This is a genomic window from Pseudomonas sp. NPDC099000, from assembly GCF_044759925.1.
Lineage (GTDB): Bacteria > Pseudomonadota > Gammaproteobacteria > Pseudomonadales > Pseudomonadaceae > Aquipseudomonas.
Genome location: NZ_JBIWAF010000047.1, coordinates 1 through 13,287, shown reverse-complemented (window position 1 = coordinate 13,287; position 13,287 = coordinate 1). Strand labels below are relative to the sequence as shown.

Annotated in this window: 14 protein-coding genes; 6 read left to right on the top strand and 8 right to left on the bottom strand. The window is 59.7% G+C overall.

Annotated elements, in window-relative coordinates; translation table 11 throughout:
• Positions 1-16: 16 nt before the first annotated feature.
• The 3 genes from ACIQV9_RS28320 to msuE form a co-directional block, all read right to left on the bottom strand.
• The gene (locus ACIQV9_RS28320) at positions 17-1,204 is read right to left on the bottom strand and encodes an acyl-CoA dehydrogenase family protein (protein WP_403108457.1); all 1,188 of its coding nucleotides are present in this window, start codon (positions 1,202-1,204) and stop codon (positions 17-19) included.
• A gap of 162 nt (positions 1,205-1,366) precedes the next feature.
• Positions 1,367-2,512, bottom strand: coding sequence for an FMNH2-dependent alkanesulfonate monooxygenase (ssuD, locus tag ACIQV9_RS28315; RefSeq protein ID WP_403108454.1), 1,146 nt, complete (start codon positions 2,510-2,512; stop codon positions 1,367-1,369).
• A 10-nt stretch (positions 2,513-2,522) separates the two neighbouring features.
• Positions 2,523-3,086 (bottom strand): FMN reductase, encoded by a 564-nt coding sequence (msuE, locus tag ACIQV9_RS28310; RefSeq protein ID WP_403108451.1) that lies wholly within the window; start codon positions 3,084-3,086, stop codon positions 2,523-2,525.
• A gap of 399 nt (positions 3,087-3,485) precedes the next feature.
• Here msuE and ACIQV9_RS28305 point away from each other — a divergent pair, with 399 nt between their 5' ends.
• The 4 genes from ACIQV9_RS28305 to ACIQV9_RS28290 all read left to right on the top strand — a co-directional run bounded on the left by ACIQV9_RS28305 (position 3,486) and on the right by ACIQV9_RS28290 (position 7,705).
• Positions 3,486-3,755 (top strand): hypothetical protein, encoded by a 270-nt coding sequence (locus ACIQV9_RS28305; RefSeq protein ID WP_131060115.1) that lies wholly within the window; start codon positions 3,486-3,488, stop codon positions 3,753-3,755.
• Positions 3,756-3,857: 102 nt separating this feature from the next.
• Positions 3,858-4,469 carry a LysE family translocator gene (locus ACIQV9_RS28300; protein ID WP_145308576.1) on the top strand — a complete coding sequence of 204 codons (612 nt, stop codon included), beginning with the start codon at positions 3,858-3,860 and terminating at the stop codon, positions 4,467-4,469.
• 204 nt (positions 4,470-4,673) lie between these two features.
• Positions 4,674-5,831 carry a cysteine desulfurase family protein gene (locus ACIQV9_RS28295; RefSeq protein WP_403108447.1) on the top strand — a complete coding sequence of 386 codons (1,158 nt, stop codon included), beginning with the start codon at positions 4,674-4,676 and terminating at the stop codon, positions 5,829-5,831.
• 65 nt (positions 5,832-5,896) lie between these two features.
• A complete protein-coding gene (locus ACIQV9_RS28290; protein ID WP_403108446.1) occupies positions 5,897-7,705 on the top strand; it encodes an aminopeptidase P family protein in 1,809 nt (602 codons plus the stop codon).
• Here ACIQV9_RS28290 and ACIQV9_RS28285 read toward each other — a convergent pair.
• Entirely contained in the window at positions 7,698-8,618 is a 921-nt protein-coding gene (locus ACIQV9_RS28285) for a LysR family transcriptional regulator (RefSeq protein ID WP_403108443.1), read from the bottom strand. The genes ACIQV9_RS28290 and ACIQV9_RS28285 overlap by 8 nt on opposite strands.
• Positions 8,619-8,722: 104 nt before the next feature.
• Between ACIQV9_RS28285 and ACIQV9_RS28280 the strand changes: the two genes are divergently transcribed.
• Positions 8,723-9,721, top strand: coding sequence for a zinc-dependent alcohol dehydrogenase family protein (locus tag ACIQV9_RS28280; protein WP_403108440.1), 999 nt, complete (start codon positions 8,723-8,725; stop codon positions 9,719-9,721).
• Here the strand turns inward: ACIQV9_RS28280 and ACIQV9_RS28275 are convergent.
• Both ACIQV9_RS28275 and ACIQV9_RS28270 read right to left on the bottom strand, forming a co-directional pair.
• Positions 9,718-10,308 carry a 2-hydroxychromene-2-carboxylate isomerase gene (locus ACIQV9_RS28275; protein ID WP_403108437.1) on the bottom strand — a complete coding sequence of 197 codons (591 nt, stop codon included), beginning with the start codon at positions 10,306-10,308 and terminating at the stop codon, positions 9,718-9,720. The two genes, ACIQV9_RS28280 and ACIQV9_RS28275, sit on opposite strands and share 4 nt — an antisense overlap.
• 39 nt (positions 10,309-10,347) lie before the next feature.
• On the bottom strand, positions 10,348-11,076 hold the full coding sequence (locus ACIQV9_RS28270) for an SDR family oxidoreductase (RefSeq protein WP_131060120.1): 729 nt from the start codon (positions 11,074-11,076) through the stop codon (positions 10,348-10,350).
• Positions 11,077-11,167: 91 nt separating this feature from the next.
• Here ACIQV9_RS28270 and ACIQV9_RS28265 point away from each other — a divergent pair, with 91 nt between their 5' ends.
• A complete protein-coding gene (locus tag ACIQV9_RS28265; protein WP_403108493.1) occupies positions 11,168-11,740 on the top strand; it encodes a TetR/AcrR family transcriptional regulator in 573 nt (190 codons plus the stop codon).
• On the opposite strand, the gene ACIQV9_RS28260 is transcribed toward ACIQV9_RS28265, so the two are convergent.
• Both ACIQV9_RS28260 and rhtA read right to left on the bottom strand, forming a co-directional pair.
• Positions 11,727-12,008 carry a hypothetical protein gene (locus ACIQV9_RS28260; RefSeq protein WP_403108434.1) on the bottom strand — a complete coding sequence of 94 codons (282 nt, stop codon included), beginning with the start codon at positions 12,006-12,008 and terminating at the stop codon, positions 11,727-11,729. The two genes, ACIQV9_RS28265 and ACIQV9_RS28260, sit on opposite strands and share 14 nt — an antisense overlap.
• Before the next feature lie 168 nt (positions 12,009-12,176).
• Positions 12,177-13,064 (bottom strand): threonine/homoserine exporter RhtA, encoded by an 888-nt coding sequence (gene rhtA / locus ACIQV9_RS28255; protein ID WP_403108432.1) that lies wholly within the window; start codon positions 13,062-13,064, stop codon positions 12,177-12,179.
• Between the last annotated feature and the right edge of the window lie 223 nt (positions 13,065-13,287).

Genomic DNA, 13,287 nt, shown 5'->3' with positions numbered 1-13,287 from the left:
CTCCCTGAATAGAAGGCTATGAATAGAAAGTCGGGATCGGCAGAGACTGGTTCAGCGCCCAGTCGCCCAGTTCATGGAGTTTGTAATCCACCGGGTCGTGCAGGGTTTGCGTGCGCAGGTTGCGCCAGTGGCGGTCCAGTCGCAGCGAGGCATGGGTCGAGCGCGCGCCGGTGACTTCGAACAACCGGCTGCAGATGTCCAGGCCATTGCGCGTGGCCGCGACTTTTGCGGTGGCGATGGCGGTGGCGAGCTGTCCGCGTTGTTCGGCGCTGAGGTTCGGGCCTTTGGCCCACGCCTTGTCGAGCAAATCGGCAGCGCGTTCCACCAGCAACCGAACGCCTTCGAGGGCGACCCAGAATTCGCCGTAATGGCCGAGTACATAAGGATCCTGACGCACATCCTGCGCACTGGATTTGTGCCACGGCCGGGTTTCGGTGAGCGTGTATTGCCGCGCTTCTTCGAAAGCACCTTCGGCAATGCCGAGGAACATGTGGGTGAAGGTCAGTTGGGCAATCAATGGTCGCAGGCAGGCAAACGGTGTGCTTAGCGGTCCCGGATCGAGCAGCAGTTCCGATTCCTCGACCCGCACCCGTTCAAACGTCGCGCTGCCGCTGTCCGTCTGGCGCTGGCCCATGTTGTTCCAGTCGTTGTGCAGGGTGATGCCGCTGCGGCCGCTGGGAATGGCGGCGATCAACAGCTTGCCACCGGCGCTTTCATCAACGGCCGAGGCGATCAGCATTTCCGAGTCGCTGGCGCCGGAGCAGAAACTTTTCTTGCCGGAAAACTCGCGCCAGCCTCCGAGGTTTTTCACCACGGTGCGAGTGTCCAGCGGGTTGAGGGCGTTGCCCCAGAACCAGTTCTTGCGCGCGGTTTGTTCGAACCACGGCTGCCACTGCTCGGGCCGGGCGAACAGGCGCACGGTGGCGAGCATCAGGTGATGGAATCCGAAGACATGGGCGATCGAACTGTCGACCTTGGCGAACTCGCGCACGATGCCCAGGGTGTCACTCCAGCTGGCGCCGAGGCCGCCGTACTGGACGGGAATGCTTAACGCGAGCAGACCGCTGTGGCGCAACGCGTCACGTTCGGCCTTGGGCGTACCACCACGCTCGTCGCGCTCGACGGCGGTCAGGGCAAACCCGGCGGCCAACTGGCGGGCGGTCTGCAAGGGGGACAACAGGGCGCTTTGCGGCTTGGCAGTCACGCGGGGTTCCTCATATGAAATCGAAGCAGATCTCCTGTTCTGATCGTTCCCACGCTCCGCGTGGGAATGCCTCTAGGGACGCTCCGCGTCCAGTGACGCGGAGCGTCACGGGCTGCATTCCCACGCAGAGCGTGGGAACAATCAAAGTCAGGGGTTGCGTGGTCAGGCTTTGGCGTGAGCCGGGAGTACGTCGTTGGCAATCATTTCGCCAAACGGCCCGGTGAGGTTGGTGACGCCGCGCCCCGCGAGGCTCGCGTACGGCTCAGGCAGCAGCGGGAACACCAGCTCGGCAAAGCGATAAGCCTCTTCGAGGTGCGGGTAGCCGGAGAAGATGAAACTCTCGATGCCCAGGTCCGCGTACTCCTTGATTCGCGCCGCCACTTGCTGTGGATCGCCGACCAGCGCCGTCCCGGCACCGCCGCGCACCAGGCCGACACCGGCCCAGAGGTTGGGCGAGATTTCCAGATTGTCGCGGCGCCCGTCATGCAACGCGGCCATGCGCCGCTGGCCTTCGGAGTCGAAACGCGAGAACGATTTCTGCGCGGCGGCGATGGTCTCGTCGCTGATGTGCTCGATCAGCTTGTCCGCTGCTTCCCAGGCTTCTTCGGCCGTTTCGCGAACGATCACATGCAAGCGAATCCCGAACTTCACCGTGCGCCCGTTTCGCGCTGCACGCTCACGTACATCGGCGAGTTTTTCCGCGACCGCGGCCGGTGGTTCACCCCAGGTCAGGTAGACGTCAACCTGCTCGGCGGCGAGTTCATGGGCGGCTTCGGATGAGCCGCCGAAATACAGCGGCGGATAAGGTTTCTGCACGGGCGGATACAGCGCCTTGGCGTTCTGCACTTGCAGGTGTTTGCCTTCGAAATCCACCGATTCGCCTTGCAGAACGCGGCGCCAGATTTTCAGGAATTCGTCGGTGACTTCGTAGCGCTCGCTGTGATCGAGGAAGATGCCATCACCGCGGTTTTCATCCGGGTCACCGCCGGTCACCACGTTGATCAGCAAGCGGCCATTGGACAGCCGATCCAGCGTGGCGGCCATGCGCGCCGAAACCGTGGGCGAGATAATCCCGGGGCGGATCGCAACCAAGTAACGCAGGCGCTCGGTCAGCGGCACCAGCGCCGAGGCAATCACCCACGAATCTTCGCAGGAGCGCCCGGTAGGAATCAGTACACCGTGGTAGCCGAGGCTGTCAGCGGCCTGTGCCACTTGTTTCAAATAGTTGAGGGTCACCGGGCGGGCGCCCTGGGTGGTGCCCAGGTAATGGCCGTCGCCGTGGGTCGGCAGGAACCAGAAAACATCCATGAAGAAGTCCTTAAGCGATTTTCAGCAGATTTTTGGGGTGCACGCCAAACAACGGCGCAGCGCGTTCTGCAGCAAGACGAATGCGGGCCTTCAAGGGCTCACTGGTTATCTGGTAATTGGCGAAATCGGCTTCGGTGGCGTAGACGCCAATCGGCAAGGTCAGGGCCTGGAAGAAACTGAACAGCGGCCGCAACTGATGATCGAGCACCAGCGCATGCCGTTCGCTGCCACCGGTGGCGGCCAGCAACACTGGCGTGTCGATCAACGCATTGAGATCGATCAGGTCGAACAGGTGCTTGAGCAGGCCAGGATAGGAACCGCGATAAACCGGTGCGGCGACGATCAGCAGGTCGGCGTTCTCGATCGCTTGCAACTCGGCCTCGATCTCGGCGCTCAATTCCTGGCGGGACAGCGCGGCGCCCAGTGGCCGGGCGATGTCGCCCAGCTCGATCAGCTTGCTCTCGATCGGCAATTGCTCGGCCAACTCGGCCAATAGCGCTTGGGTCAGCACCAGCGTGCGAGACGGACGCCAGGTACCGCCGGAGAGGGCAACGACTTTCAATCGACGCGACATGATCAGTTCCTTTTTAAACAGTTGCTCAGCGAGCAGTGGGAAGTCACTGACTTGAGCAAGAGCTGTACCAATCCTTGCAGGCCCCGTTTTACGGGGCTTGCAGCGCATCGGTCAGTGGGCGCTGTGCGATTTCGAGGGCTGTTTGTTGAATGACTGTTGCCTGGCAAACAGTTGCGTGGGCAACAGTGCGTGAGGCGATGGAGTTGTTATAAAGGCTGCTTGTTATTCCGTAAAAGACCTTAAATTAATATTTATAGATCATTTGGAGATATGTGACGGGCTGGCTGAACGTCAGTAGCCAAATTCGATAGCCACTATCGAGAGCGTTGATTTCTGCCCGTCGAAGGGGGCGGGTAGCCTGTGTTCATTGCCCCGAACCCAGATGTCAGGACGCCACACATGAAACCTCTAATCGCCACTTTCTTGCTGCTCGCGGTCTCCGTTCTCGCCGGATGTGCCAGCCATGTTTCCCCTGAATTGCGGCCCTACACCGCTGAAGAAAGTCGGGAATTGGCGTTGGAAGCCTTGAATCGCCGTGGTTTGTCCTTTGACGAGTACCATGCGAAAAAAGCCGAATTGCTCGGCCAGCCGCAAAAGTCGTTCAGTTTCGACAAACAAGGCGAAATGAACGCCGAACGTGCTGTACAGCTTCACGGTCGTCCAAGCTGATCGAAAACTGTACCGTTCGAAGTTTTGCGTAACTGTCCATGGGTTTCTCTCGGGCCGTGCGATAGGGTCAACACCTGACTGACCCTGATTGGACTGCCGCTCATGCTCTCGCTCGATCTGCTGCTGGGCTTTGCCCTGTTTGCCCTCGTCACCTCGATTACCCCCGGCCCCAACAACACCATGTTGCTGGCATCGGGCGTGAACTTCGGCTTTCACCGCACCATTCCGCACATGTTGGGCATTACTTGCGGCTTCTTTGTGCTCGTCCTCGCGGTCGGTTTCGGCCTCGGCGCCGTGTTTCAAACCTATCCATTGCTCTATACGGTGCTGCGTTACGTCGGCGCAGCGTACTTGCTGTACCTGGCGTGGAAAATCGCCCATTCCGGTCCGGTCTCCGAGAGTGAAAAGGGCGACAGCAAACCCATCAGCTACCTGGGCGCGGCGGCGTTTCAGTGGGTCAATCCCAAGGCATGGATCATGGCCATCGGCGCCATCAGCACCTACACGCCGATGCAGGGCTACTTCACCAATGTGATCGTGATTGCTGCGGTCTTTGCCTTGATCAACCTGCCAAGCGTTGGCGTCTGGGCCGGTTGCGGCACGTTGTTACGCAATGTGTTGAAGGATCGTCGCTGGTTGCGGCTGTTCAACTGGGGCATGGCCTTGCTATTGGTGGCTTCGCTGTATCCGTTGTTGCTCGAGAGCTTTAGCTGACACATCGCTTCAACCGGTTGGCCGATGCCTGTTAAGCTCGACTTCAGGAGCGTTCCTACGCACTTTTAAATGAAGTTGTTCTTCTTTAACGGCCTCCGATCAGGTATTTCTAACGCTCTGAACGGTCGGCGCAACTCACGAGGTTGCGCTTTGAGCGTTCAGTGACGAGCCTCCTGATCCCGGAACATGCTCTGCGAGTTTTCTATGAATAAACGTCCTCTGTATTTTGACTACGCCGCCACCACGCCGGTGGATGAGCGAGTCATCAAGGTCATGGTCGAGTGTCTGGGTTTCAACGGAAACTTTGGCAACCCGGCGTCCAGCTCCCATGCCTTCGGCCAGCAGGCCAGGCAAACGGTCGAGCAGGCGCGGCGCCAGGTCGCCGAACTGGTCGGTGCCCAGGCGGACCAGATCGTCTGGACTTCCGGCGCCACCGAATCGAACAACCTTGCCCTCAAAGGCGTGGCCCAAGCTCGCGGCGTGGCCGGCGGCCACATCATTACCAGCCAGATCGAACACAAGGCCATCCTCGACACGGCGAACCAGTTGCAGGACGCCGGCGTTGCCGTGACGTATCTGGTGCCTGACGCCGAGGGCCTGATTACCCCGCAAGCGGTCAGCGAAGCGATGCGCGAGGACACCTTCCTGGTGTCGCTGATGCTGGTCAACAACGAGCTGGGCACGGTCAATGACATCGCGGCCATCGGCCAGGTGGTGCGTGATCGTGACGCGTTGTTCCATGTCGACGCGGCCCAGGGTGCGGGCAAAGTGGTGATCGATCTTGCCCGCTTGCCGGTGGACCTGATGTCATTTTCGGCGCACAAGATTTACGGCCCCAAAGGCATCGGCGCCCTGTACGTTGGGCCGCGCGCGCAGCAGCGTTTGCAGGCGCAGATTCACGGTGGCGGTCACGAGGGCGGTTTGCGTTCCGGCACCCTGGCGACTCACCAGATCGCCGCGATGGGCGTGGCCTTCGCCTTGGCCGCCGCCGCGTTCGATGATGAAAAAGCCACTATCGTGCGGCTACGGGAACGCTTGCTCGAGCAACTGCTGAGCATCCCCGGTGTTCGGCTCAATGGCAGTTCGACCCAGCGCATTCCCCATACCCTGAGCCTGGCCTTCAACGAAGGCGAGTTCAATTCCGCGGCGTTGAGCCATTCGATCGCGTTTTCCGCGACCTCGGCCTGTAACTCCGCCAGCAATGTGCCGTCCCATGTGCTGCTGGCCTTGGGGCACGACGCCCGCTCGGCGAGCCGCACCATCCGATTGAGCCTCGGCCGGTTCACCACTGAACAGGACGTCGACCAAGCGGCACAACTGATTAAAGCAGCCTGCGCCAGTGCTCCGGCATTCTGGCAGTAAGGCCCGAAAGTGCCGGCGTTGATCGGCACTCAACAATAATGATGAAGTGATTAGCAGGAGACATGATGAGTACGCAGCCTTCGATCAATGGATCGGTGCCCCAACGTCTGGCGCAAACCCGCGAGCTGATGAGCCGGGAGGGCATTCATGCCCTGCTGGTGCCGTCGGCCGATCCGCACTTGTCGGAATACCTGCCGGGTTACTGGCAAGGGCGGCAGTGGTTGTCGGGCTTTCATGGTTCGGTCGGCACGCTGATCGTGACCCCGGACTTTGCCGGCGTCTGGGCCGACAGCCGTTACTGGGAACAAGCGAGCAAGGAACTCAACGGCAGTGGCATCGAGCTGGTCAAGCTGCAACCGGGCCAGCCTGGTCCGCTGGACTGGCTGGCCGAGCAAACCCCTGAAGGCGGCGTCGTCGCGGTGGATGGCGCGGTGATGGCCGTGGCGTCGGCGCGGACGCTGGGCGGCAAACTCGAAGAACGTGGCGCACGTCTGCGCACCGACATCGACCTGTTGAGCGAAGTCTGGAGCGATCGTCCGACGCTGCCAAATGAGCCGATCTATCAGCACTTGCCGCCACAGGCGACGGTCAGCCGGGGTGAAAAGCTCGCGAAGTTGCGTGAAGTATTAAAAGATCGTGGCGCTGATTGGCACTTCATTGCCACCCTCGATGACATCGCCTGGCTGTTCAACCTGCGTGGCGGCGATGTGTCGTTCAACCCGGTATTCGTATCCTTCGCCCTGATCAGCCAGGAGCAGGCCACCCTGTTCGTGGCTCTGAGCAAGGTCGATGCCGAGCTGCGTGCGGTCCTCGAAAAAGACGGCGTAACCCTGCGCGATTACAGCGAAGTGGCCGCCGCCTTGAGCGCTGTGCCAAACGGCGCGAGCCTGCAAGTCGATCCGGCGCGCGTGACGGCGGGTTTGCTGGATAACCTGAACAGCGGCGTGAAACTGGTCGAAGGTCTGAACCCGACCACGTTGGCCAAATCACAGAAGAGCCTGGCCGATGCCGAGCACATTCGTCAGGCCATGGAGCAGGACGGCGCGGCGCTGTGCGAATTCTTCACCTGGCTGGATTCGGCGTTGGGTCGTGAACGCATCACCGAACTGACCATCGACGAACACCTGACGGCCGCGCGTACCCGACGTCCGGGTTATGTGTCGCTGAGCTTCAACACCATTGCCGCGTTCAACGCCAATGGCGCGATGCCGCATTACCACGCCACCGAAGAAGAGCACGCGGTGATCGAAGGTGACGGCCTGTTGCTGATCGACTCCGGCGGTCAATACCTGGGCGGTACCACCGACATCACGCGGATGGTGCCGGTCGGTACGCCGACCGACGAGCAGAAACGTGATTGCACGCGAGTGCTCAAAGGCGTCATCGCGCTGTCCCGTGCGCAATTCCCTCGTGGCATCCTCTCGCCGTTGCTCGACTCGATTGCCCGCGCGCCGATCTGGGCTGAAAACGTTGATTACGGACACGGCACCGGTCATGGCGTCGGCTACTTCCTCAACGTTCACGAAGGCCCGCAGGTCATCGCCTATCAGGCCGCCGCTGCCCCGCAAACCGCGATGCAAGCGGGCATGATCACTTCGATCGAACCGGGTACTTATCGTCCGGGCCGTTGGGGCGTGCGCATCGAGAACCTGGTGTTGAATCGCGAAGCGGGCAAGAGTGAATTCGGCGAGTTCCTGAAATTCGAAACCCTGACCCTGTGCCCGATCGACACCCGTTGCCTCGAACCGTCGCTGCTGACCCTGGACGAGAAGCAATGGTTTAACGCCTATCACGCCGAGGTGCGCGATCGCTTGAGCCCGTTGCTGGATGGCGCGGCACTTGAGTGGTTGAACACCCGCACCGCGGCTATTTGACCGGTTGGAGCTCAGGCGCTGTTTCGAGCACCTGACTCATGTAGTCGACAAAGGCTTTGACCCTGGCGGATTGGCGACGATTCGCCGGGGACACGGCATGAATCGGCAGCGGCTGCGCGGTGTAGTCCTGCAAAATCGCGGTCACTCGCCCGGCGTTCAGATCCTCGCTGAACAACCACACCGGCGACAACGCAATCCCCAGTCCTCCCAGCACCAGCTCGCGGATCGCCTCGGAGTTGTTGCTTTGTGCATTGCCCTTGATTCGCACTTCGTGACGTTGGGCTCCGCTCTTGTAAACCCATAGGTTCTGACTGTTCAGCAGGTTGAATCGCAGGCAATTGTGTCCGCGCAGTTCTTCGGGTGTTTGTGGCTGGCCGTTTTGCTTGAGGTAGTCCGGCGCTGCGACGGTCACCCGGTGGGTGGTGCCGATGCGGCGGGCGATGAGGCCGCTGTCGGTCAATTCGCCAATTCTGAACGTGACGTCCAGGCCTTCGCTGACCAGGTCCTGATTCTGGTCACTGAGCTGCAAGTCTATCTGCACCTGGGGGTGTTGTTTCAGAAACTCAGGAAGCAGCGGAGCAATCTGCAAACGCCCGAAACTGACGGAGGAACCAATCTTCAGGTTGCCGGCAACGGTTTCGTGTCCTGATTGAAAACTGTGTTCAGCCGCGTCCACGGCCGCGAGGATTTGTCGGCACTCGCTGTAGTACCGCTGACCTTCGTCAGTCAGCGAGAGTTGGCGCGTGCTGCGGGAAATCAGCTTCCCGCCCAGTTCAGTTTCCAGCGCCCTCAACACTTTGCTGATGGTCGGCTGGCTGGTCTGCATCTCCCGGGCCACGGCAGAAAAACTGCCACGTTCGACGACCCGGACGAAGATGGCCATTGCATTGAGTTTGTCCACGGGGTTTCTCATTGATGCCAAATGGGCATGGTCACTATAACTATATGGCGTCTTATCGGCATGAGTGAGCGGGAGGAAGATCGGTCCTACAGCCACCTCTGACGAGAATTTGCGAAATGACTGACTCACTTGAAATGCGTGCTCTGATTGTTGATGTGGCCAACGGGCCCTTACGCTTGGTTTCCATCCAGCGACCTGTGCCAGGGCCGGGGCAGGTGTTGGTCAGGATCAAGGCCAGTGGAGTGAATCCCTTGGATGGAAAAATTCGTTCTGGTCAGGCTGCTCATGCGCGTCAGCCATTGCCGGCGGTGCTGGGCATGGATCTGGCAGGGACGATTGAGGCGCAGGGAGAGGGCGTCAGCAGATGGCTGGCGGGTGATGAGGTCTACGCGATGGCGACCGGAATCGGCGGTGTGCAAGGTTCTCTTGCGCAGTTCGCCGTGGTCGATGCGCGTCTGCTGGCGCACAAGCCGGTCAATCTGAGTATGCGTGAGGCCGCAGGGTTGCCCTTGGTACTCATCACGGCGTGGGAGGGATTGGTGGACCGGGCTCGGGTGCGTGCAGGTCACAAAGTGCTGATTCACGGCGGTGCCGGTGGTGTCGGGCACGTGGCTGCACAAATAGCCCGGGCTTTCGGTGCTGAGGTGTTCGCCACTGGCTCGGCAGGGCAACAGGCGATCATCGAAAGTTTCGGTGCGACGTTTATCGATTACCGCAAGTCTTCGGTCGAGGAGTATGTGGTGGCGCACACGGCGGGGGAAGGTTTCGATATTGTCTATGACACGGTGGGCGGTGAAACGCTGGACGCTTCCTTCAAGGCCGCTCGGGTTTACGAGGGGCATGTGGTGAGCTGCCTCGGATGGGGGCAGCACAGTCTGGCGCCATTGTCGTTTCGGGCCGCGACCTACTCCGGAGTGTTTACCTTGTTGCCTTTATTGACTGGCAAGGGGCGCGAGCATCACGGGCAGATCCTTCGGGAAGCCGCGCAGTTGATTGAGGCCGGCAAGTTGAAGCCGTTGCTCGACCCGCGGCAGTTCACACTGCAAACCGCCGAGGCCGCCCATGAGCTGCTCGCTGCTGGAGCGGCTCAAGGTCGTTTGGTCATCGAGATTTAACGCAGGGCCTCAAGGACGAAGTCCAGCCGATCCTGACCGAAGAACATCTGATCGCCGATAAACATGCTCGGTGCGCCGAACACACCGCGTTGGACCGCTTGCTCGGTGTTGTCCTTGAGAGCGGCTTTGACTTCCTCATCGGCGGTGAGGGCCAGTACTTCGTTCGGATCGAAACCGTTTTGCGTCAGCACGGCGGCAACGGTCGCCGGGTCATCGAGGCTGCGACCCTCGACCCAGAGTGCGTGGAACAGGCAATCGATAAACGCGTGGAAGCGTCCGGGATGACGCAATTGCATGCCGGTGACGGCGCGCATCAGCATCAGGGTATTGATAGGGAAGTGGGGGTTGAACGTCAGTGGCACGCCGTATCGTTTGGCGTAGCGGTCCAGGTCCTGAAACATGTAGCGACCTTTGGCCGGGATGGTTGCCGGTGAAGCGTTGCCGGTGGCTTTGAAGACCCCACCCAGTAGCATCGGTTTGTAGACCAGTTGGCTGTCGGTCTGCTCACAGATCTTCGGCAATTGGGTATATGCCAGGTAGGTGGCGGGGCTGCCAAGATCGAAAAAGAACTCCACGGTTTTGCTCATGGTCGGTGCGCTCTGCTTATTGTTGTTGGGGAGGAGGGCTTACCAGCGTTCGTTCCAGGGGCGTAGATCCAGCTCGAAAGTCCAGGCGTCCCTGGGCTGGCTGTGCAAGTACCAATAGTTCTCGGCGATGTGCTCGGGATTAAGGATGCCGTCCTCGTCCTTGGTCGCGTACTTTTCCGGAAAACTGTTGCGAATGAAGTCAGTATCGATGGCGCCGTCGACGACGACATGGGCAACGTGAATATTCATCGGCCCCAGTTCGCGGGCCATGCTTTGAGCCAGTGCACGAATTCCGTGCTTGGCGCCGGCGAAGGCTGCAAATCCTGCCGCACCGCGCAGACCAGCGGTAGCGCCGGTGAACAGGATCGTGCCGCGTTGGCGCTTGGCCATCCGCTTGGCCACTTCACGGGCATTGAGAAAACCCGAGAAACAGGCCATTTCCCAAATCTTGAAATACTTGCGGGCAGTTTCTTCGAGAATGCTGCACGGCACATTGGCGCCGATGTTGAAAACAAACGCTTCGATGGGGCCGATTTCGGTCTCAATCTGCTCGACCAGCGCAATCACATCCTCTTCCTTGCGTGCATCACAGGCAAATCCGTGGGCGTCACCTCCATTGGCCTTGATTGCATCAACCAAGGGCTGGAGTTTGTCCGCGCTGCGACGAGTAACGCAGGCAACGAAACCTTCCTGCGCAAAACGCTTGGCAATGGCGCCGCCGGTGGCATCACCTGCGCCGACAACCAGTACGACCTTCTTGTTATTCATGGGTAGATCCCTTTGCTAAACGATCGTTAACTGAACGAACGTTATGCTAGGATCCGGCATGCGTCAAGACGGTCAATCTGAGGGCAAGGCAATGCGTTACTCGGCCAATCACAAGCTGGAAACAAGAGAGAAACTGCTGACAAGCAGTGCGGTGTCGGCCAAAAGGTCCGGTTTTTCCACGGTAGGTGTCGACGGGCTGATGAAGGCGATCGGCTTGAGTGGTGCTGCTTTCTACAGTCACTTTTCGTCGAAGGACGAACTGTTCGCCTCGATCGTCGAGCGCGAGTTGTGCCAAAGCCTGGAGCGATTGGGTGCCGATCAGGATCGCGACAGGCTCGAACGTTGCCTGAAACACTATCTGAGCATGTCCCATGTCGAGCATCCGGAGTCCGGTTGTGCATTACCGGTATTGGGAGCCGAAATTGCCCGTTCAGATATCGCTATTCGCCAGCAGGCGGAAATCTGGATTTGCCGGTTGCAGGAGAGTTGGGCGAGGATTCTGGACAGCGACAGCCTGGCCTGGGCAATTCTGTCGCAATGCATCGGCGCGTTGGTCGTGGCGCGAATGCTGGCCACTCCCGACATCCAGCGCACCGTACTGAAGTCCAGTTACGATGAGATTGGCCGCCAGATTGCCGGGCGACACCAACCTATTTGCAGATGACAATCATGCTTCGGCTGGTATAGCCGGCAGGGTTGAGACCAAAGGGATAATCACCTGGCTCTTCCACTGCATCCCCCGACTTGGCGATGACCTTGTAACCCTTGGGCGCGCACGAGTTGGCGGCGCTGGTGTAGCACTTGTCCCAGGAAGACGAAAGCCCTGAACAGTTGATATGCAGCCCTTTCTTGCCATGTTTGACTTGTGTTTTCGATGTCGCCGCGCAGCCCGCAATTGCGAGTACGGCGATCAGTAGCAAAACTCGTTTCATTACTGTCCTTATAGCGTTCCCGGATCTCGTGCCCGGGTGTGGCTGCATTCGCTTTCGATGGAAGCGTTCTGATATCCCTATCCTGAAAAATCCATGGCTGACACTGGGTTACGGGCCTAAACATGGCCTAATTGAGCGGCAAATACCAGACCTGCGTCAAATCCTGTATCAATCTGCCGCGACCGCAGGCTTGGCAGTGCTCCCCATGGTCATGGTCGCCCCGACGGAAGCCAGAATGATGCACATGATCGCCATCCACTGTGACAGCGTGAGGTACTCATGGAGAAACAGCAGGCCAGACAGCGCGCCAATAGCAGGTTCAATGCTCATCAATGTGCCGAACGTGCGGGCCGGCATTCGGGTGAGCGCGACCATCTCCAGTGTGTAGGGCAGGGCGGTGGACAGAAGAGCGACACCGATGGCCATGGGGATCAGTGACGGAGTCAGCAGGGCGGCACCGGCATGGACGATGCCGATAGGGGCGACGAACAGTGCGGCAATCATCACTCCCAGTGCTGCGGTCTGTACGCCATTGTCGGCACCGGCCTTCTGGCCGAACAGGATGTAAAGCGCCCAGCACACACCCGCACCCAAGGCGTACCCGGCACCTGCAAGGTCGATTCCGGCAGTCGTCGCTCCTGTCGGTATTAATAGCAGCAAGCCGGCGGCGGCCAGGGCTATCCACAAAAAGTCGATCGCGCGACGTGAGGCATAGATAGCCACCGCCAGCGGCCCGGTGAACTCCAGGGCAACGGCAATCCCCAGGGGGACGGTGCGCAAAGACATATAGAAGAGGAAGTTCATGCCGCCCAGCGCCATCCCGTAGACGATGACGGTACGCAGGGACTTTGCGGTGAGCTTCGCTCGCCATGGGCGCAACAGGATCAGCATGATCACGCTGGCGAAGAGCAGCCGCAGGGTGGTGGTCCCCTGGGCGCCAATGATCGGGAACATGCTTTTGGCCAATGAGGCTCCGGACTGGATCGACGCCATGGCTATTAATAGCAGGCCCACCGAGAACAGGGTCGAGGCGAGGCTGCGGGGATGGTCATTCATAACGTGGCATCGTCCGAAGTGAGAAGCGAGGGTGTTGTTCTGTGTGTTGGGCAATATACTGCGCATTCGCGAAGGTTGCGTCTATATATAAGCAATGATTTTGGACAGCCTGATAGAAAAGCCAAATCAGGGGTTGACGGCAGATTCTGGAAGTCTATAATTCGCCCCACTTCCGGCGCAGTCGAAACGGAAAACTCCTTGGTAAACAAAGAGTTACGCAGTT

What these genes read in the sequence shown, in the direction of transcription:
- ssuD (WP_403108454.1), bottom strand. Translation starts at nt 2,512, where the DNA reads ATGGATGTTTTCTGGTTCCTGCCGACCCACGGCGACGGCCATTACCTG.
- msuE (WP_403108451.1), bottom strand. Translation starts at nt 3,086, where the DNA reads ATGTCGCGTCGATTGAAAGTCGTTGCCCTCTCCGGCGGTACCTGGCGT.
- ACIQV9_RS28305 (WP_131060115.1), top strand. Translation starts at nt 3,486, where the DNA reads ATGAAACCTCTAATCGCCACTTTCTTGCTGCTCGCGGTCTCCGTTCTC.
- ACIQV9_RS28300 (WP_145308576.1), top strand. Translation starts at nt 3,858, where the DNA reads ATGCTCTCGCTCGATCTGCTGCTGGGCTTTGCCCTGTTTGCCCTCGTC.
- ACIQV9_RS28295 (WP_403108447.1), top strand. Translation starts at nt 4,674, where the DNA reads ATGAATAAACGTCCTCTGTATTTTGACTACGCCGCCACCACGCCGGTG.
- ACIQV9_RS28290 (WP_403108446.1), top strand. Translation starts at nt 5,897, where the DNA reads ATGAGTACGCAGCCTTCGATCAATGGATCGGTGCCCCAACGTCTGGCG.
- ACIQV9_RS28285 (WP_403108443.1), bottom strand. Translation starts at nt 8,618, where the DNA reads ATGAGAAACCCCGTGGACAAACTCAATGCAATGGCCATCTTCGTCCGG.
- ACIQV9_RS28280 (WP_403108440.1), top strand. Translation starts at nt 8,723, where the DNA reads ATGACTGACTCACTTGAAATGCGTGCTCTGATTGTTGATGTGGCCAAC.
- ACIQV9_RS28275 (WP_403108437.1), bottom strand. Translation starts at nt 10,308, where the DNA reads ATGAGCAAAACCGTGGAGTTCTTTTTCGATCTTGGCAGCCCCGCCACC.
- ACIQV9_RS28270 (WP_131060120.1), bottom strand. Translation starts at nt 11,076, where the DNA reads ATGAATAACAAGAAGGTCGTACTGGTTGTCGGCGCAGGTGATGCCACC.
- ACIQV9_RS28265 (WP_403108493.1), top strand. Translation starts at nt 11,168, where the DNA reads ATGCGTTACTCGGCCAATCACAAGCTGGAAACAAGAGAGAAACTGCTG.
- ACIQV9_RS28260 (WP_403108434.1), bottom strand. Translation starts at nt 12,008, where the DNA reads ATGAAACGAGTTTTGCTACTGATCGCCGTACTCGCAATTGCGGGCTGC.
- rhtA (WP_403108432.1), bottom strand. Translation starts at nt 13,064, where the DNA reads ATGAATGACCATCCCCGCAGCCTCGCCTCGACCCTGTTCTCGGTGGGC.